The sequence below is a fragment of the Pseudomonas sp. NY11955 genome, assembly GCF_048068035.1.
Lineage (GTDB): Bacteria > Pseudomonadota > Gammaproteobacteria > Pseudomonadales > Pseudomonadaceae > Aquipseudomonas.
Genome location: NZ_JBLUPS010000014.1, coordinates 16,260 through 36,436, shown reverse-complemented (window position 1 = coordinate 36,436; position 20,177 = coordinate 16,260). Strand labels below are relative to the sequence as shown.

The window sequence follows — 20,177 nt, the reverse complement described above, 5'->3', positions numbered from 1 at the left end:
CTTGGATCTTTCACATACACGCCACTGACTGGGCCGGTGCCCCCCCTTTTCACAGCAAGAGCCATCAAAAATCGCCAGATTTGTCGGCCGGAAGAACGTACCCAATCCTCCCCAGAGCAGTTGGAGGTAGTTTGAAGTCCGCGCAAGACGCGGCTGATAGGGTGTCAGTTGGACAGATTCTCCAGCCGTTACTAGCGTTATGCCATGCATCAGCGCTTCTACGGTGAGGAACGCTTGGCGACGTCCTCTCTGTCGCCCAAGGGAGGTCGGAATGCTTGATTCGGACGTGCTGGACATCATCTTTGCCATGCAGGTGCTGTTCACAATGCCCGGCATCTGTGTCATCCCCCTCAAATCACTATCAAATCACGCGAGCGCAAACACCTGGGAAGGCGACCAGGCCGTGCTTGAATCGGCTCCCATGCTTCCAGCAGGGCCGCTTTACATGTTCCCGGCCTACGATGAAAACCCCGGACAACCTAGTGCCAAATCACCCTCCGGCATACTTGGTCATGCAACGACTGAACTAGACCTCTCCATGAGCTGTTCGATGGTAAACGGCCTGTGTGCGCCTTCGAACGTCCGGACCCTGCATCACTCCCATCCGCCAATTCTTGATGAGCCCCCACAGTCATGATCAACATCGTGCTGCTCGAAAATGGTGACAACGTTCTCGCCGCGAACGCTGATGTCGAGAAACTTGCATACACAACTGACACCCTGTGGTCCAAGCTCGACTCCCTGGTGACCAGGCTCGCGCTAATCCCTGAACGGCCTGCCTTAACAGGGGGCTGGGACAAGACGGTGAAGCTCGAGGCCATCACCCTTGCGCTGGGTGGTGCGCAGCAAGCATTTCCACTTTTGACGGCAGTCGTGGTTCCGGGCTTGCTGTTCTCGTTTAAAGAGGGCACCCCAAAGCGTTTGCTGACCTCAAGCGAAATCAGCGACGACATCGACAGGATCGCGAGGGCCTTTCAGAAGAAGGGCCAGACCGCTGTGGACGAAGCCGTGGCGCATGCCCGTGAGTGCCGGGCGCTGGCCATTCAAGCCTTGAAGCAAGAGCTACGGCGCCGGGAGTTTGCATGGAGTGATGGGGGGTTCCTAAAGATCGAAGGTGTTGGAGCGGCAGTCACTTCGGCGCAGCTCGCGCTCACCATCGACGGCGCGGCACTGCTCGGCGAAACCAGCAAGACGGGCGAGACACTACGTGCATCGCTGAGCTTCTCGGCGGCAGGCAGTCTCGCCGACGGGAAATTCGCCGCCGTCGACGCACGCCTCGAACTCGTCATCACAGCGGATCCATCGTTCGCCAATGCCAAGGCCGAGCTCCTCTCGTCGTTCGACCTGCCACAACTGCCGAACATCCCGCGCCCGCGCTTGCGTTTTCCGAAGGTTGCGTTGCCCAGTCTTTCGCTTGAAGGCATGAATTGGCCCAACATCGATGCGCAATTCCTCGACTTCGATCTGAAGCTGCCCGGTTTCGGGGCTGCTCCGGTCAAGGTCGTCTGGACCACCCCGCCAGGTTTGCATATAACCAGGCTTTCACCGTTGCAAATAGCGATTGGGCCGGGCCAGGGAAAACTCCTGTCCGACGTCGGCGCCGAACTGGCAACCCTGACGGGTATCGAGCTTGACTACGACGGCACCACCGGTCAATTCACGGTGGCCGGGACGGTCGGCAACATGACCGGGCCGGTCGAAAGGACGCTCGCTGACGTCAAGGAGTTCGACCTCAAGGGACGCTTGCCCTTCACGATCGACATCCTCGATGCAAAGACGACGGTCAGCACCGGCACCGGTTTCGAGCTTTCAAGGCCCGATTCAAGCCTGAATGCCAATGCCCAGGCCAAGCTGAGCCTGGGGCGGATCGTCGTTCGCTCCAAGGAAGACCCGCGCCTGTTCATCGCCTTCGCCGCCGAACTCGATGCTTCGACCGCTGCAGCCGTTGGCGGCAATCCGGCCGTGGGTGCGCGACTCACGTCGCTCAAGGTGATCGAACCTTATCCGCTTGAATTGGTCTGTGCGGCCGGGACAGCGGCGATAGAGGGCCTGGTTCGCTTGGTGGCGATGATCAAGCTGCCCAGAACGACGGCCCCGGATGTGCCGGGTCTGCCGGTTCCCGACCTCTCCAATCTGGCGCGGGTTGTCGATCGCCTGAGTGACCTGCTGGTTTCGGCGCTGAAATGGATGGCCCGCCAGGCCGGTGAAGCGGAGGCGATGCTTTCGCAACTCGCGCAGGCAGGCATCGAGGGGCTCGCAAGCTTGATCCAGATGCTGCGTGACGCGGCGGACAGCGTGCTATCACATGTGGTGATCGAGGTGAGGCTCGATGCCGAGACCTGCCAGCTTCGGCAGATCCTTATCTCGCCGGTTTCCCTAGGACAAGGCGTGACGTCTGGCACATTCGAGACGAAAGCCTACGGCGTCGAACTGACGGTTCCGCGAGACTGGCAGCCAAGTCTGCTGATCGATGTCTCGGGACCGCTCTTCGCCGCACTTCTCGTTGAGCCGTCGAGTAAAGAACTGAAGATAGCGTCCGACCTGTGGTTTGATCGCGATGGTGCTCCACCACAGTCCGCCGCGGATACGGACAAGGCTGGCAACCGTCCGGACAAGCGGCTTATCACATTGTCGGCGGAGAAGAAAACCGATCGTACGCTCGCCCTCATCGCGGTCGACGGCGGGCGGGTCAGCTATCTCCAGGTGCTTGCAAGCGATGGAGGTCGCGGTTCCGAGCCACTCGCAGTCCCCGGCATTCCAAATTCGGGAATACCTGGCCTGCAGTGGCCACCGCAGATCCCCGTCGTGCGCGAGCGGCCAACCTTGCGAGCGATCGACTTCGAGAATGATGTCGTGGGTGGCGTCGATATCGACTCAACTTCCGTGGAGCGCCTTCTTCCATTCTTCGATGCACCTGGCCCCCATTCGAGTGGCAGCGACAAATTCAGCCAGTATGTAGAAGTCACAGGCGTCGGCAATCCCAAGCCTGTCGGCTCTTACGTAACGGTACCCCTCGGCGTCAAACTCAAGATCGGCGATTTCGAGACAACGGCAGAGCTCAAGCTAACCCTCGATCTCTCCACGCTGTGCGCCCGGATCACAGGAGGTGACGCCTTCGTGATCCGCGGTAAGCGCAAACCAGGCACGATGTTCGGGTTGGAATACGTCATCCTGCCGCGCAAAGGGGTTGAGATCGACAACGACGGCCACTTCAATCAGTTCCAACTTGACCTTTCTGGCGGCAACCCACGCATGGCGCTCCACCCGGACGCCGAGGTCAAGCTTTTCTATCGCCGCCTCGGTGGTGAGGGCCGAGGGCTCTCCCTGCGGGTCGACGACTTCGCCATCGCCAAGAGCGGTTTCGACCTGATTGCCAGTGTCGACCCCGACGAGCCGGTGACACTGCCCGGCGTCGACATGCCGTTCCGTTTCTCCGATGGCCAGCTCGTCGTGAAGAATGGCCGCCTCCTCGCCTTCTCCATCACCGGCACGGGGCAGCTACCGCCCGAACTCGTCGGCGAGGCATCGTGCACGGTCAAGATCATGCTTGGCCCGGACCCAGTGGGTGACCTCGCCGTGCTGTCCTGCGACGCGGAGCTCGACAAGACCGATGATCCGATCGTCTGCCAGGCCACGCGCTTTACGCTGACCATCGCCAAGCTCGGTTTCGCTGTCCAGGACTTTGCCGCAGAGGGTGGCTATCAGTTCTATTTCCTGGTCACCGGCACGCTGGTGTTCACCCCGCCGGGTGACGAATTTGGCAAGACCTTCCTGAAATACCTGCGCGGCGCCAAGTTGACGCTGAACAAGGCGCCCCTGGGCCGCGACATGCGCCTGCTCGCACGTTCGATCGAGATCCAGGTGCCGCTTGATCCCAAGGTCAACTTCAACCTCTTCGAGGTCTTCGCCTTCGAGGTCCGTGGCTTCGGTTTCCATCCGGCCAGCCCGGCCTTCAACGGCTCGCCGGCGATGAACATCTCGGGACAGGTGAAGTTTCGTGAGGTAGGCGACGCCATCAGCGCGAAGATCGATTGCCACAGCCTGTGGATAGCGCCTCCCAAACCCGGGACGGCCTTGCCGCGGGTGCGCTTCGACGGGCTGACCGTTGCCCTCTCGCTGAACGGTGCGGGCAGCATTGAGGGCACGGCCCTTACCGTCGACGAAAACCTGTCTGAACTCGAACGGCCATTCCCGCTTCCAAAAGGGGTGACGGCCAGCGGCTTCCTTGCCAGTGGTCAGTTGAAACTCTCGGGCTGGGCGCCGATGACGGCGTCCATGGGTTTCCTTGAACTGAAGAAAGAAAATGACCACCGCCATGCATTCTTCCTGTACGGCCAGATGGAAAAATTATCCGTCCCGATTCCTACGCCGATCAAGGAACTCTATCTGCGTGAGGTGGGCTTCGGCTTCGGCTACCGCTACACCCTCGCCGGGCTGGCACAGGCTGATCAGGTAACGTCACCAGGCGAACTGATCCGCGTTCTCGACGATGTCTCCCGCTATCAGGGTGATCTGGCCAAGTTCTCCGCCTGGCAGCCGGAGATGGAAGGCGATCGCATCACCCTGGCCATGCACGCGCTGGCGACGGTCGACTCGCCCTACAAGTCCAGTGAAGAAGTGAGGCTGGAGGAAAAGAAACTCCAGGCGTCAGGGGGCAAGTCGCGCGAGGAAGGCTTCCCCAATGCCCTGCTCTTCGATATGGCGGCGGCACTGCGCTCGGACCTTACGCTCCTGGTGACGGCGCGGGCGTGGTTCTCGGTCAACTACGACACATGGTTGAAGAAGAAAGACGAGATTTCGACCAAGCCCCCACTTCGCGGCTACCTCTATCTTTCCGCACCTCGCAAGGAACTCCTGGCCCGCCTGGTTTCTGACCCGGAAGGCTACATCGGAGACACGCCGAAGCTGCCAGAGGAAGTCCTCGAAGCGTTCAAGTCGGTGCACTTCGCTTCGACGCTCTACATCCGTCCGGGCCTGTTCCACTTCGAGTTCGGTTGGCCCTATGAGCTGAAACTGGAGGTGCCGCGCAAGCCGAGTAAGAATTTCGGGCTCAAGGCAGAGGGCGGCCTGGTGTTCCGGGTCGAGGACTTCTCGCTGCTCTACGGCATCGCTCTTCGCGCCCGCGGCTTCGCCGAGTTCGGCGGCTCGGTCGGAGGCAGCTCGCTTGGCGCCTGCGCCTTGGCGCGTGCGGACTTCAGCCTCGACGCCAAGTTCATCGCCTATCTATCGCTCGAACAGGCCTCCGACACCCTGTTCTACGGCTGCCTGGCGTTCTCGTGCAACCTCTCCTTCGAGATCAAGTTCTGGGTCGAGATCGATATCGGCTTCGATTCAATCAGGCTGAGTGCCTCGTTCTCACAGTCCTTCGCCATCTCTGCTGCGGTGGAAGTGGCGATTGGCCCAAGCATGCTCGCCGGCCGGGCGGCTGTCGCGATTTCGGTGGGGGCCTTCGGGCGCTCGCTTACGCTCTCGGTTGGATTCGGCTTCAACGAGGATAATCTGGTGGAGGCGCGGCGCAAGGTCGAACGTTTTCTCGCACTCGGCCTCACAGCCGCGGTGCCTGATCCGGCGGCCAGCCTTGCCCCACCGCCCACTGCAATGCCCGCCGGAACCCACGCAGTGGACGAGCGGGCGAAAGAGGCCGCAGCGCTTGGGCAGATCAAACAAGCAGGCAAGGAGGTGCCGGAGCAGCCCTATGAGATCGACATCGCGTGCCAGTTCAAGACCTTCACGCCCAACACGCCGCTCTTCTGGGCGATGCTGTTCGAAGTGCCGGCGAAACCCGGCATCTATGTGTTGCAACTGGTACCGCGTGACGCGACACAGGCTTTCCCAGACATGCAAGGCGAGGATATCGACCTTGCCACCGTCGACGGCACGCGCTCGACCTTCTATGGTCCGGCAAGTACCAAGTTCCGGCTCACCGGAGCGGCCGCTTCGATGCTCAGGCAACTCAAGGCAGATCAACAGGACGGCTTTGAGATCGACGTGGATCCGACATTGCCGATCGGGCCGGATGTCAACGTCGAGGTTGCGATCTCGGACGGAGAGGTCCTGACCCTTGGACACGTCCTGTCAGAGGCGTTTCTGACTGACAAGATCACGTATGACCCGACGAAAAAGCGCATCACCCAGCGCAAGGGCTGCGTGCTCGATATTGTCCCTGAGACGATCCGCATCGACCGCCCCAAGGCCCGGACTCGCGCAGAGGCGGAGGCCGAACTGGCCGCCGCCGCCGATGTCTCGGCCAAGCTGTCGGTGGCGCGAGCGCTCGTGCGCGGTATCGAGGAAAAGCGCTCTGCGCTGATTAGCGCGATCTGCTCTTCGGCCGAGCAGATCGCGCGCGAGGCGAGGCTCGACGGCAGTCATCTGCTGTGGCCGGCGCGACCCGCGCCGACACCGGACGGGGTGATCGACGCGCGCGATTTCGGCCTAACCTTCGTCATCCGCGAAAACGCCGGATTCGACGGGGTCGGCGCCACGCTTTCGCAGCTCTTCGATCTGAGCGAAGAGAAGCTGCCAGCCAAGGCGGTGAAGCTGGGCATTCAGTTGGTCGACAAATCTGGACGTCCCTTCAGCGACAACGACGAGCAGCCCATTCGTCTGTTCAACCCGCCATCGCGCTTCTTCGATCGGGCCAATCCATGCCTCGCGCGCTTCACGAGGGTACACGACGCCCGTGGTGTGGTACTGGACTGGGATCTGGAGCCGGCGTGGGAAGCCTCCGCCAACATCTGGCACGATCCGGAATACCACCTGAAGACCTACCGCATACAGCGGGTGTTCAAGGAGAACGGTAAACCCACCAGCAAGCTCAAGCCGATGCAGACGACGACCAAGGCAGCAGCGCCGTTGAAGCCCGTGGTTGAAGGTGATGCCGTAGAGTGGCAGAGAGTCACGCCGCCGGTGCAGTTCGTCGATGACTTCGCCGATCTCCCCGAGGACCTTCGCCCAGCGCTGCTGCGCATCGACTCGGTCGATCCCGATATCCAGCAGAAGGCGGTCATTGCCTGGGCCAGACTGCTTGATCGCCTGAATATCACTGGTAAGGTCGAGCTCGTCTACACCGTTCAGGCGATAGATATCGCCGGACACGAGGGTTTGCCGGTCCCCTTCGAAATCGAGATTGACCCGCCCAAGGCAGCTGTCCCGCGGGTTGCCCAGGCAGAACTGATCGTCGCCTACGGCACGCTGCCAGAGGTAGCGAAAGCTGCGAGCGCCACGCTCGCCCTGCGCCTTGACGACCGCCTCGACGCCAGGCCGGAGGACCGCGAGCGGCCACAGCGGCTGGCGGAAAACGGTACTGGATACGTGCTGCGCATTCGGCGCGAGACATCGACCCCACTCGGCATCTACGGCGTCGATGCAGTGACACAGGCGTTGAAACGGCCGACTCCCGATCAGTTCGAAAACAAGCTCGCTGACGACATCGACGTCGAGTTCACCCTGGCCTGGGGTAGCGATGCCCTCAAGGCGGGCGAAGACAAAAAGGCTGCGTTTGCCCGTTCTCATGCGCTGGACGAGATCAACCTTGTCGAAGGGAGCGAGAAGCTGCCGAGCTTCAAGGTGGCACGAGGACAACTCAAGGTACTGAAGGAAGCCCTGGGTATCGATACCGTCGACAACAGGCTGGAACCACGCTCTGTGCGCGTGGCAATCCGGCGCGCCGGGACCGACAAGATCGATGCCTCCACATGGTTGGTGGTCGATCTGCGTCTGCGCATCGGCGAGCTTGGCAGTGACAGCCTGGGCACGCCACGGCCGCGCCCGGTCGACACGGTAGTCGAAACCTTCGAGAGCCCCAAGGTGGTGGGCTTTGCACCGCTTGCCTTCGAGGATCTGGCCGGCGAGGCCGGCAGGCTGCTGATCGACTATCCTGCACGGGGCTCTACGCTGGACAAACTGCTTGCGAGTCCTGCGGATGCGTTGCATCGGCTTCGCGACGGAGACCGCCGTGTCGCCACCCATGTGCGCTGGAATGCCTTGCCAAGCAAGGAAGCAGGACCACCCAGGCTGATCGGCGGCTATGACGTGTTCGCAGCTGACTTGACAGCGAGCTTGACCAGGAAGGATGTCATCGACGTCGCCGAACCGATTGCACGTGTCGTCGCGCTCGATCCGCTGACGGCTACGGGAGAACCTTCGACCCTTGAAGATTACGGCGCGATCGAGGCATTCTACCCGAGCGAAACCTTGCGCCTGTCCACGCGCAAGGGCGCCGCCCGTCGCCGTGCGTGGTTCTCGCCGGCGGAAAGCCTCGGCATCTGGCCGGAGGTCGGGATCAGGCGATCTGTCGGCCTCACGGTAGCCGACGCCGAGATCGCTCAACTTTTCACCCGCGGCCAGCCCACCTCCGTCCTGGTGCGCTTCGAGGGCGCGCACAGCACGACCTCGACCCTGAGTGCAGCGGTCCTGTTGAACGTCAGTGCCAAGGTTCATGGGGAAATCGCCCGCGCGTCTGGAAATACCGAGCCTCAAGCACCCTGCCTGCCGCGTTTGAGCGCAGCGCTGACGGGGGTCATTAGCGAGCAGACTCCATCGCTCGGAACGCTCTTCAAGAACAAAGACGCCACTCCCCTCTCCTACATCCAGCTCCGTCGCTTGCTCCATGCCCTGGTCATCGACGGGACGAACGCCGAAGACTGGTGGAACGACCCGCTGCGTGACTCGTTCGCCGAGCACCGCACCACGTTGCACGGGCTCAGCATCGAGATCGAAGCGCAGTACGCAGGCGTCTCGCTTGGCACCATCACCCAGATGGTCGATCTCGACACAGCGCTGCATCCCGTGCTTGCCGACGTACTTGACGCCGTTCGCTGGCACAGCGACGACAAGGAGCAATCGTTCTACCGACGCTACGAGCCGGTGATAGACCCGACACCACCGACCGACGCCACGACCATCGGCCAGTTCCTCGACCAGCGGCCGATCGAACGCGACCCCTACGGCTGGGCGATCCTGCGGACACTCGGTCTAGCCACCGGCTTGCGGCTTTCCGACACTCTTTCAGGCGACTTTGTGCCGCCGGGCCGGGCGATCGGCCTGGTGCGCGACGCCTTTGCGACGGTCCTGCCTCGCTATCGCCACGGCGAGCGCGAACTCCTCCAGCTTGGCCAGCCCTTCGTCGACCTGATGACCCGCGCCGGGGGGCTTTACACCGTTGCCTCATTCGACGGTGGCGATACCACACCCGACGAGAACACACGCAAGGACATCCTCGACAACGAACTGGTCTCGTTGATGCAGATTGCCCTGCGGCCAGTGGCCGAAGCCCAGGTCGGACAAGCGGCTTCGGGGGCTCGCTATTATGCTGTCAGCCTGAAGGAAAGACTCACCGAAGGCGCATCGTTCGACTTCCAGATGGAGAAGCAGGACGGTGTCATTGATCTGCAGTTCCTCGATTCGGGCCTGACACGGTCCAGCCTGGCGACATTCGCCGATACCTCCAGCGCGGACGGGAAAAAGGTCGAGCTCATCGAACGGCTTTCCAGAGGACGAATAACCGAGGTACAGAGAACATTCGCCATTCCGCCATCGGTCATAAAGAAAGACACACCCTTCGCACTTGTCCGAGTGACCTGGCCAGGCAGTGAAGCAACCGACTGGACCGAGGTTCTTCAGAAGGCAACTGGCAAATCGTACGCGTTCAGGGAAATCACTTCTCCACGGGTACTTGAATCCGTCGGTACCTCAGCCGAAGAATGCCTGGAAGCCTTCGAGCGCTTCCCTGAGTTGCCGCCCACTGCCATCACGCAATTGCTGTCTGCGCAGGGATCGGACGCACGTGCGCTCTTCAAGCGTTTCCTGACGCTGGCCACGGCGCGGTTCGGCGCCGATGGCGTGCCCAGGCCTGACGCGACCGCCGACCTCGATGCCTTCTTCGTGCGCTGGCCCGATCTGATGCGGCGATTCTTCAGCCACGGGCCGTCCGCTGCAGGCCGGGCCGGCAGCCTGGAAGTCCCGTTCTCGCTCGCCTTGATGCCCCGGCCCATGCCGCTGCGCAGCAAGGTGCAGGAAGATGGCACGATGGAGATAGTCGTAGTTCACAAAGACCGCCTGGCTCGCCGCCGTCGCTACTTCATCCGGCCATTCGGTCGCTACGACAACATTGTCGCTGCCTGGCACGCGGCGCATACGGATGCGCTCCCGTGGGCAGGCAAGAGGTCGCTTGCCGACAGTTTTCCTGACAGCGCAAGCGCACAGCCGCCGCTGCCGGCGATCAAGCTTGCCGATATGGACCACTACTCGCTCGACATTACCGTGCCACGCTCCGAACCGCTGGCACCGCCCGTGGTGCTCTCGGCGCAAAGGCTCGATGTGGGTGAGGGAACGCAGCAGCGCCCGGGCCGGCTGCTCGAGTTCGTCGTCTCGCGCCACCAGGAGGAAGTGGCCTCAGAATCGAACATCAACGTCGCCGATAGCCTGCAATTCGAGCATCTCGCCTTCGGCTTCTACCGCGAGTTCCGCGACATTGCCTGGGCGAAGACGTTGAGGAGGTTAGCCGAGTGGAACGCAGACGCGCTCGAACTGTTGCCCGGGGTGAAAAACGAAAACGCCTTCGAGCCGAAGCCGCTGTCGTTCACCAAGCCGACTTCACTGGATGAGGCTGCGGAAGACCTCGGTCTGCGCAAGTGCCTGCCGGAGCGTTTACCGGACGGCTGGCGCGGCATCACGGCACTGCGAACCGAGGATGTACCACACTTCTACCGCGTACACGTTGTCGCATTCGCGGCGGCAGGCGTGGTGGTTTCCGAGCCGGTCGTCGCCACCGTTGCGGAAGGCAAGTTCACCCTCACCTGGCCATGGAAGGATGAACCGGACTATCAGCTCGCGCCACCAACGTGGAGCGTCACGCAATCGAATGGCGAGGTGTATGTAACGCTGGAGTCGCCACTGGTACGCTACTTCGACGGTATGCCTGACGAGCAGAAGGCGTGGTCGAACTCACTTACCCGGGAACAGCGCCGTGTCTACGCCCTGCCCGACCCGGGCGTTGCCTACGAGATCGAGACCGTTGGAACGGGTGGCGATTCGGCGACCGAGGTGGCGCTCACTGCGCGTCGCAATGAACAACCGAGCGCGACCGCCGAAAAGGCTGGAGACTTGGCAACCGAGATGGCCCTTACCGCGTCTGCCGACGATCCGTTTTTCATGGCGTGGACAGGGACGCGCTTCGAGGCCAAGGCCAGCTTCGCAGCAAAACTCTTGCCGCCCGCGTATGACGATAGCAATGGCTGGAGGCTCGAACTGCCGCTTGGGCGGCGCACCGAGCCACCGTCAACTCAGCCAGCGCCCTCCACCCCGGAGCAGCGCTTGCAAAAGGCGATCGCGCCAGTGCTCGAGTTTGCAGGAAGCTTCGAAATGGCGAACGACGACGATTGGGCAGCGTTCGCACCCTTCGCGCCACGCACCGACAGCAGGATCACGCTGACACGCCCGACGTTCTTCCCTCCAGATTACAATGATGCCGGGTTCCGGCAGCTAGGCCATGACGCAGAGGCAACCAGAGCCCGGCTGCAAGCGATCAAGAGCAGCGAAGGGGCATCGGAGGTGCTCGGCACGCGATGGGACAACGCCCTGGGCACACTCGCCAGAATCGCCGAGTTCCGCAACCTGACGGGCAACGCCGCTTGGCTGAGCTGGCAGGCCCTGTTCGGCGGCGACCAAACTCGACACACAATCGACCTACCCCGGCTTGCCGGCGTTCCAAGCTGGCCTGCCTCGACGACTTACATCCAGATGCCCGGGCTTTCCGGCGCCGTGTGGAAAATGGATTACCCGATTGACGTCAGCTTCGCCAGACGCGCGCCAGCTCTCGTCGCACTGCGACGGGCAACCGCCATTGCGAATGATGAAGCGGGCAAAAAGAACCGCACCGCATTTCAGCGTGCGCTCTTCGCTGCCCTCTGGTGGGAGGACCGTTGCAACATGCTTTTGGCGAACGAGCAAGGCCTTGGCGCCTACCCAATGGTGAGCGCCCTCTTCCCCGAGGCGCTTCGCAATCCTGCACATGACTATGTTGCGTTGTTCAGCAACCCCGCGGCACCTCTGCAAGCTTCGCCAGGTCTTGAGTTCCTGGCACGGCTCGACGTTCAGTTGCCTGCGGAAATACTGGACGATTCCCGCATGCGGAATGCGCTCACGGCATTGCTTGAGTATCTGGCGAGGCACGAGCTCTATCCGGGCCTGCCCAGTGTCGGCTTCGGCGCCGCCCTCGAAGCCTTGCAGGGCGTCGAGAATGGCGAGGCAACGAGGGCCGAACTGCTGCTGCCTTCGGTCGGCCTCGACAAGATCGTGGAATTGATCAATGCCATCCCCGGAGTGGCGTCAGTCGAAGCCGACCAACCGATCGCCCTGACGCTGCGCCGACCAGCAACGGATCGGGAGATCGGCCACGTCAAGGCAATGGGTGGAGGCGACCTCCACCGGTTCGTCGATCGCTTGGCGACAGACCAGATCTTTGGTGCCGGGCGCAAACCTCGACTCAAGGCCACCAAGGGTTTTCTCGATGCCCTGTATCACGACATCACGCGCAAGGAGGACTGAGCATGAACATCTTCCAGACCGATATTCGCAAGATCTGCCTTGTTGGCCCCTCATCAGGTTCGCTGGAACAGTCTGACTCGCGCTATCTGTGGGTGGCGCACTTGACGGCGCTCTATGACAAGGACGCCAAGGCCAACCGCGGTGCCATGCGCAATCCCTCGCTGCGCGTACTCGCCGAGGCGGCCGAAACGCGTCTCGTGTCCGGCGGGAAATACAACTTACACGATCCGCAGCTGCTTTCGCTGGCAGTGCGTCCCGAGGTCGGCTGGTGGTCATCGCTGTTTTTCCATGCCTTGCCTAGCGGGCAGGAGGCAACGGCGATCTCCGGGTCGATTGGCAATGGGCAAAAGCGCGATGCCTTCACCATCGTCACAGCGGTACCGGCGCTCGCGCAAACCAAGGGCCAGTGGCCAGACAAGACCGCTGACGAGATCCAGGTACCGCCACTGCGCCTCACCGCCGGGTCAATCCCGATGCTCGTGACGCAGGAGACCGACAAGAAACACAAGAACAAGGTTGGCTACTGGACACTATTGCAGGCCACGAACGGCGGCAATGGCTTTCTCTCGTTGTTCGGCAGGTCGGGCGATGGGACAACGGGTGTATTCGTTCCCGCAACACCTGGCGCGTTCAAAGTCCTGCAAGACAGCCTCGCCATCGCCGATGATGAGGCCGATGCAAACTCCAAGGAGTCTGGCGACTCAACCGAGAAAGCCCTGGGTAACGGTCAGCCACCACGCTTCGCCATTGACCTGACACCGGAAGGAATCGAGTTCGATGCGCAGGTTCGCTTTTCCAGGGATACCCAGGTGAGCGTACGGCTGCGTCTGGAGGCCCGCGTGAAGGACGCAAAGGCCCGCTTCGTCCTGGTCCTCCTTGAGGACCGGAAATCCTTCTTGCGCAACGGCCTCGATCAGGTTGCCGCAAGCCTGCGGCGCGGCGGTTATCCGGTCGCGCTCGACTTACGCCCCGGTACGCCAAGGATCGTCTGGGCACTCGAGTTCAGGAACGACAGGCTGATACTTGCCGATGTTCATGACTTTGCCCTGGAGCCCGAGTCCTTGCGCGTCAGCCTGCTCGGCGACCCACCGGCTCGCGCAACGGGGCGCACAGCCGCGCGCTTGTTCAGCCCTCAGGCCAAGGTGCACTGGGGGACCACGACGCCGAGGACAATCGCTATCAGCGCGGGAGACGAGTCGTCAAACGCAGCACCGGTCGCGATCCTGAGTGTGCGCATGGACGCGGAAAGCGGCCCCAGGCGTTTTGACTTCCAACTCGGAAACAGCATGGCAGGAGGGCAACCGACGGGCGACGTTACGGTTATTGTCGATGCGACGCAAGCCGGCTCGCCCAGCTCGGTTTTTCTTCCGCTGGAGCGTGGTGTCGCTCAGCTACCGCGGCCCTCTGAAGACGTATCGATACCCCGCGCCAGCGAGACGAACGCGTTCGAAGGCCTTATCCATCTGAAAAGCGCCTCTCTGGACAAGGGGGTGTCGACCATTACGGTCGATGCGGCTGCACGGGCAACGGTGGTCGTCGAGTATGACGCCACGGTGACCAGGCTGGAGACGACGTTCCAGGGCGCGGTCGGTGTACTTGACGGCTACCTCTGGGCCGCGACCGAGTTACCGTCCGGCGAAGAGATTGTGCCCTCGCTCAACAACGGACCGATCTCGCTTCGCTCACTGCCGATACTTTTCGGCGGCAACGTGCCCCTCAAGGGGTACAAGGCAAGCATCGCTGCCCTCACCGCCAGTCCAGCGCTGACGGTCACGCTCGAAACAACGGACGTCACGCTCTGGGCCCCTCATCCCGGGACGATGCGACAAACCGGTGCACAACTCCCTCCCGTGGTCAGCGCCGTTTCCATGACGCGCACGCTTCCAAGCGCGACCGAGCCTTCGCGAACCCGCGACCTGGTACCGGTCGCGTATCAGCCGAAGAGCGGGAACAATACCGTCAGACTCAAGCTTGCGCTTCAAGCGCAAGGATCCAGACTTCCGCTTGCCCGCGCGGAGGGGACGATCAGCAGATTCGGCTGGCCTGATGCCGATGTGCCACTTGCTGCCGTGACCCTGCCAGGCGTCGAATACGCCACGACGGACAAGGCCACGCCGACGCTACGCTTCGACCTGCCCCTTCTCGACGACTTCCATGCCAGCGCCACGCCGAGCCGCAAGCGCAAGGACGAGGATCAGAAGGCGAAACCTGCAAGCGCGGTGACGGCGGACACGCCAACGGAGCTGGGCGCCTTCTGGAAGGATCAATCGCGCCGCCGACTGCTTATGCGCTCGGCCGACGACATTGTCTGGAGCGACACAACGTCCGGATCGGTAGCCATGCCCTTTGCAATGTCGGGCAGCGTGACATTCGACGTGAAGAACGGCACAAGGCAGCCACTTGGTGCCTACACCATCGAAGGAAAGCTCCAGTACGGTGAAGATGCCCTCGCCGGGTTGTCCGCCAGTTACCGCATCGATTCCGCGGCAGGCAGCACGTTGAAGAGGGACGACAACGGCCCGATCAGGATAACGGGCTTCGCGACCGCGCCGTTCAAAGTGACGATCGGCAAAACGCGGCCCGCAGGGAACAGGGCGGGTGACGCCTGGCAGGATACGCGCGGGCATGCCTTCGCCAAAACGTTTTCGAGGAAGGATGTTGCGACTCTGCGCCAGACCCATCGACATACCGCCCCGGACAACGTCGAAATCCGCACCTTGATCACTTCGCTGCAACCCACCATAGTGCAGATCGCCAACGGTTTCATGGCTTTCCTTGCCTTCCGCGATTTGCCCACGACACAACTCAAGGATGGTGGTTTCAAATTCCAGGTGAGAAGCGAGTTGTCCGCCGATCCCTATTCGCGAACGGATCTGCCGTCGTCTGTCTACGAGTGGCGCCACTATGCGGCTGCCGACGAAGGCAAGTCCGTTGCCCACGACATCGGCTTTGGGCCGCTGCGCATGAAGCCGCTTCGACTCGAGATCGCCCGCTTCAGTCCCGATGGTGCCTGCAACCAGGCGCGCGTCCAATATCGCATCGATCTGGCGGCGTCCTCCGTCGGTTCGAATCATAGCGGCAGCGCGTCACCCTACAGTCCCGATGATGCCTACCGTACGGGGAGCGTTCTCTCGGTAAACTATGAGGTCGATGGCGAGACAGCCACTTTGAAGGCTCGAACGTTCGCCGAGGGTGAGCGCACAGATGAGGCGCGTGTCAGCTTCCGTGTCCTCGCCGACTGGTCAGCAGACCGGAAGGTACCGAGCATAGCAGTCGACGTGAAGTTCAGCCTGAAACTGAACTCGGACGGCATCAAGGTGAAGGACGACGAGGGTGAATTGCGCCTGAAACTCTTCGGCCTCCAGCGAACCTTCGAAAACGCCAAGGTCAGGCTCGACAACAATGTATTGACGATTGAGGCAACGCCTGAGCGCGAAGCCAAGGGCGGACTGGCGATCAAAGCCGTGAAGCTGACGTTACGCCATGACCGTACGCCAAAGCTCGATATCGAGGCCAGCTTGATGGTGGCTCCTGCCGGGGACCGCTGGGCGCTGGTGGTGGATATCGGAAGGAAGGTGAAGCTCTACGCAGCCGAGATCCCGGCTGAGGATAAATGTCGAATCAATCACGAAACGGGCGTGGTGTCGGTCAACATTTCGAACGACGCCTCAACGCCGATACAATACCCGAAGGCCCTCGCCCGTGGCCTTCCGCCCAGCACAATGGCACAAGGCAGTATGGTCTTTGTGTTGCAGGCAGCCGAACTCGACACGCCCTTCGCTCAGGCGGTAGCCGCGGCGCGGGCCGATATCCACCTGCGCGGCGACTGCTCGTTCGAAGCGCGCTTTCTGCTGCAGGTCGAGTACCAGAAGACGACCCACCGGCGCCTCACGCTGTCGCTTGGCAGCCCAGCGTTCAACAGCGTCATCTCCTGGCCGACCGCCGCTATCGACGGCGGCAATGTTGCCGGCAAGGCGGTGATCGCGGATCTGATGTCTGCCACTGCGCTTGCCAGGAAGACGTCGAGTGCTGGCTCGTCCATGATCACTGTCGCCGTTACGCCAGGAAAACAGCCAGTCATTCATGTTGTTCAGCCGACTCTTGAGGGCTTCGACATCCCCGAGCAGGCAATCCAGCACAACGGTTCCAGGTGGATTGTCTTCGAGCCGGTTCGCATCAAGGCCTTGACCCTCCACAGGTTGACGATGGGCGAGTACAAGTCCCTGTCGTGGAGCGCAATCGACGATGTAACGCTGATCGACGTCGAGCGCTTTGTCGCCTTGGCAAGCGGCGGAGAAACCCAGGACATTGCATTCTCGCCGCGCTTTCTCGAACCGGATGCCAACAAGAATGACAAAGCCGATCCGAACGAAGTGCCTATGGCAGGAATCGTCAAGACGGCGCCCTTTGGCCGAGCGATCGGGCACTATCTCCAGGCCAATCCTGGGCCTTTCAAACAGGGACTCGCCTTGATTGGTGCCGCGGTGCATGAGGCTGTGCTCGAGAAAGAGCAGGCGCTCACTTTCGGCCTGCCGTGGATCCGCTTCGTCGAAGGCGCTGAAGCAGAGGCTCAGACACCCGCGCCACCCCCTCGTGAATGGCCATTGCTGTCGATCCCACAGGCGCCGAGCCAAGGGAACAGCAAGCCTTTCACGGTTTCACTGTTTGACCTGGCGGCCGCTGTGCCACACCAGAGAAACGGGACGGCCCCGCTCACCCTCTCGGTAAGAGGTCGGCAGATCGTCGAACTGATGGATGAACTGCAGCGCCTGAAGATCGACCCGGCCCTGCGGGTGGCCGATCTCGCCTTTGCAAGCAATCTGCCGGCCTATCCCGTCGAGGACCCCAAAAAGCAGGATCCGAAGATCCCAGACATCGAGGCACCGATCTTCTGGCGCACGTTGATGGCGCTGAAGCGGCTTTTCGAGATGACCGATACGAAGGCGCTTTCGTTCCTCACGGTCTTCGGCGATCCCCGGATGGAACGCGCGGTTTGCATCGTCCCTGTCGCTGGCGAGCTTCCGGACACAACGCAGCACGCTGGCAAAGCGCGGTTGTTTGTATTCGATCAGCAGCGCGTCGAGGTGAGCGATCTTCCCGCTACCCTGTCATTCGACCTGGTGAGTGCTTCGGTCGACGCGCAGAGACGGGTGCTTCTCGATGCCCGCACGGCCATTGCCAATCCGCTTGCCGTCAAGGTCGCGCGCGCGGTAGCCGCTGCTCAGGGCGGCAAGGAGATCGTTGACCAGCATCATGAAGGTGGCATCGCGATTGATTCGACCCGCCAGCAAGCGCTCACCCCTGGCCATGCATTACGTCCACCCAAAGACCAGACGATCCACCCCGAGCCCTCTCTCAGTTGGCCTGAATTCGGCCAGCTCGGTAAAGCCGCGGAGTCGGCACTGAATATCGGCGAAGAATCACCGGTTCAGGACAAAGGCGTTGCCTGGGCTGGTCGTGCGCGGCGTTTCGCCGGCACCCTGATTGCCGGCGCGACTGAAAATGCACCTGCCTCATCGACAGACCCGGTGGAATTCCAGCAGGCCGCTTTCCTTGCGGTCGGCCGTCGCGTCATCTTCGCTCGCAATACGGGAGCCGACGCACCGACTGTGACCGCGCCGCCTGATCGGGCGCTCACGCCCATACCGCCGCGCGCTCGCGCGCCGCTACCCGAAAAAATCAAGGAGGCACTTACAGGTGATGGCGAGAAACATGTCGGCAACTTCCTTCCCGGCCACTACGAATTGCTTTCGACGGGCGTCAGACCGGGCGCCATGGTGTTCGAGCATACGGGCGTGCTCCACACGTCAAATCCTCTTGGCTTCGACGCGGACCATACGCACTTCGGCCGCCCGGCCGAGCGCGCGCCAGTTGTCTGGACACAAGGCCGGGCACCACGCTCGACCGGCCTTCCCAAGGTCAACGAGCTTGACCTGCGTCGACGGACGTTTGTTGGCGAGAACATGCAGAACGGCGAACACTTGAATGAACTCGCGTTGCTCGACGGTGCGGCGGGTGTGCTCCGATACTTGCCCTCGACCGTCCAGGAAGGCGGCGACAGCGCGTTCGCGAAGCAGACGGTAGCGATCTTCGTACGGGTCAAGACCCCGCTGACCGAATCTCATCGGAGATTCGCCAGCGGCAAGCTCAAATTGGTCTTCGAGCGCCCCCTGTCTAAAACGGATGGGGCGTCGGCGCAGCCGCTGTCCGAAGTGCTCACCAACCTCGGCCTACTGGGCAAGGCGGACAATGAATGGGTTGCGCCGCTCTATTCCTTGACGATCGGCGATGCGGTAGTGCGTACCGGCACGCCCACGTTTTTAACCCGCAAGAGCGTCGACAAGCGTAAACGGTGTGCCATCGTGACTCTCGTTTTCGCGGCCGGCTTCGGCGCCATCCGACAGGCGCTCGTTTCGGCCACTGCCGATACCCGAGCACTCCTGGATATACGTGCGCGTGTAAAGCGCCCCCCCATCGACACGGCGACTCCAGCCTTGGTCAGCGAGCAGCAGCAACCCCCGTTGCTCGCAGGACCGCCGCGGACACTTTCGATTCGCCTGCCGGTTCTGCCCGCCTTCGGCCCCTATCTGCCGATTCCAACCGCGACACTGGCCTTCGGCGATCCCGCTTACGACAGGGAGCTCGCCGGCCCGGCGAAGACGGCGATCTGGCGCGACCCAACGACAAAAGGCCGTACCCTGATGCTGTCGCTGGACCGACCGGCCTACGACGTCGGGGAAACCATTCACTTTGCGGCCGGCGCACTTAACCCCGATTTCCTTGCTACCGCCAGCCTTGCCGCCCCCACACCGCCGGCGCCGTTCACGCCTCTCAAAAAGGCCAGCTGGACGCTCGGCATCGAATGGCTGCCAAAGCCGGTGGAAGGTCGGGTGTCAGTCGTTTCACCGTTGGTGGTTGCCGACCCGGAGATTACCGACGAGCAAGCGACCACCTACCGCATCGACGGCGTTTCCGCCTATGGCGTAGCGATTGCTGCGCTGCGGATGACAGATGGCAGCAAGCCTGCATTCAAGGACGGTGATCGGCTGAACTTCACCGTGAAGACGGAAGATACTCCGCCCCTCACCGTCGCCGTTACCTTGGTCGACGAACCGGTGATCGCACCGTCACCTGCGGTCTACAGCCTCGTCACCCTCGATACGGTCAGCGCAACCCAGACGATCGCAACCCCAGTCCTCTACGCTTCGGCACCGCTACCGACAACGCTAGAATTTCCGGATCTCCTGACCGACCTTGCGCGCGGACACGTTCGGCGGCGGGGGCTGTTCGTCTGGCGTTTCGTACCGCGCACGGCAAAGCCGTCCGCGGCCCTGATCAAGATCGACCGCACCGGCGGAGGGCAGATTCCAAGCGACAAAAGTCAGTTCGTTGCAATGCAATAGAAGCACAATGGGTGTATGAATTGAGGCGGCATTGGCACCGCGTCGCCGTCAGTGCCGTGTGCAGATTGAGTGCCCCGTACATCGGCGGTGGTTATGGCTCGGGCGTCCGGCACAGCCCATCGGGATCCAGGTAGGTAGTGGACGCTAAAAAACAAGACGTCCGGGCCGCGGACAACACGCGCCAGGCGCCAACGTCCGATAGTGATCGATCTGTTGAAGGCCTTCGCC

At 62.0% G+C, this 20,177-nt stretch carries 3 protein-coding genes; all 3 read left to right on the top strand.

What is annotated here, in order from left to right:
* Nucleotides 1-271 precede the first annotated feature (271 nt).
* From ACNFBR_RS22730 to ACNFBR_RS22720, 3 genes are read left to right on the top strand one after another with little or no spacing between them, the layout of a single operon-like run.
* Nucleotides 272-637: a hypothetical protein gene (locus ACNFBR_RS22730; RefSeq protein WP_416736888.1), complete on the top strand. Its 366-nt coding sequence runs from the start codon at nucleotides 272-274 to the stop codon at nucleotides 635-637.
* Complete coding sequence (locus tag ACNFBR_RS22725) at nucleotides 634-12,546, top strand: hypothetical protein (RefSeq protein ID WP_416736887.1); 11,913 nt, start codon at nucleotides 634-636, stop codon at nucleotides 12,544-12,546. Before ACNFBR_RS22730 ends, ACNFBR_RS22725 begins: the two co-directional genes overlap by 4 nt.
* 2 nt (nucleotides 12,547-12,548) lie before the next feature.
* Nucleotides 12,549-19,949, top strand: coding sequence for a hypothetical protein (locus tag ACNFBR_RS22720; protein ID WP_416736886.1), 7,401 nt, complete (start codon nucleotides 12,549-12,551; stop codon nucleotides 19,947-19,949).
* The last annotated feature ends 228 nt before the right edge of the window (nucleotides 19,950-20,177 follow it).

Bases quoted from the DNA above. Each gene is read 5' to 3' on its own strand.
- ACNFBR_RS22730 (WP_416736888.1), top strand. From the start codon at position 272: ATGCTTGATTCGGACGTGCTGGACATCATCTTTGCCATGCAGGTGCTG.
- ACNFBR_RS22725 (WP_416736887.1), top strand. From the start codon at position 634: ATGATCAACATCGTGCTGCTCGAAAATGGTGACAACGTTCTCGCCGCG.
- ACNFBR_RS22720 (WP_416736886.1), top strand. From the start codon at position 12,549: ATGAACATCTTCCAGACCGATATTCGCAAGATCTGCCTTGTTGGCCCC.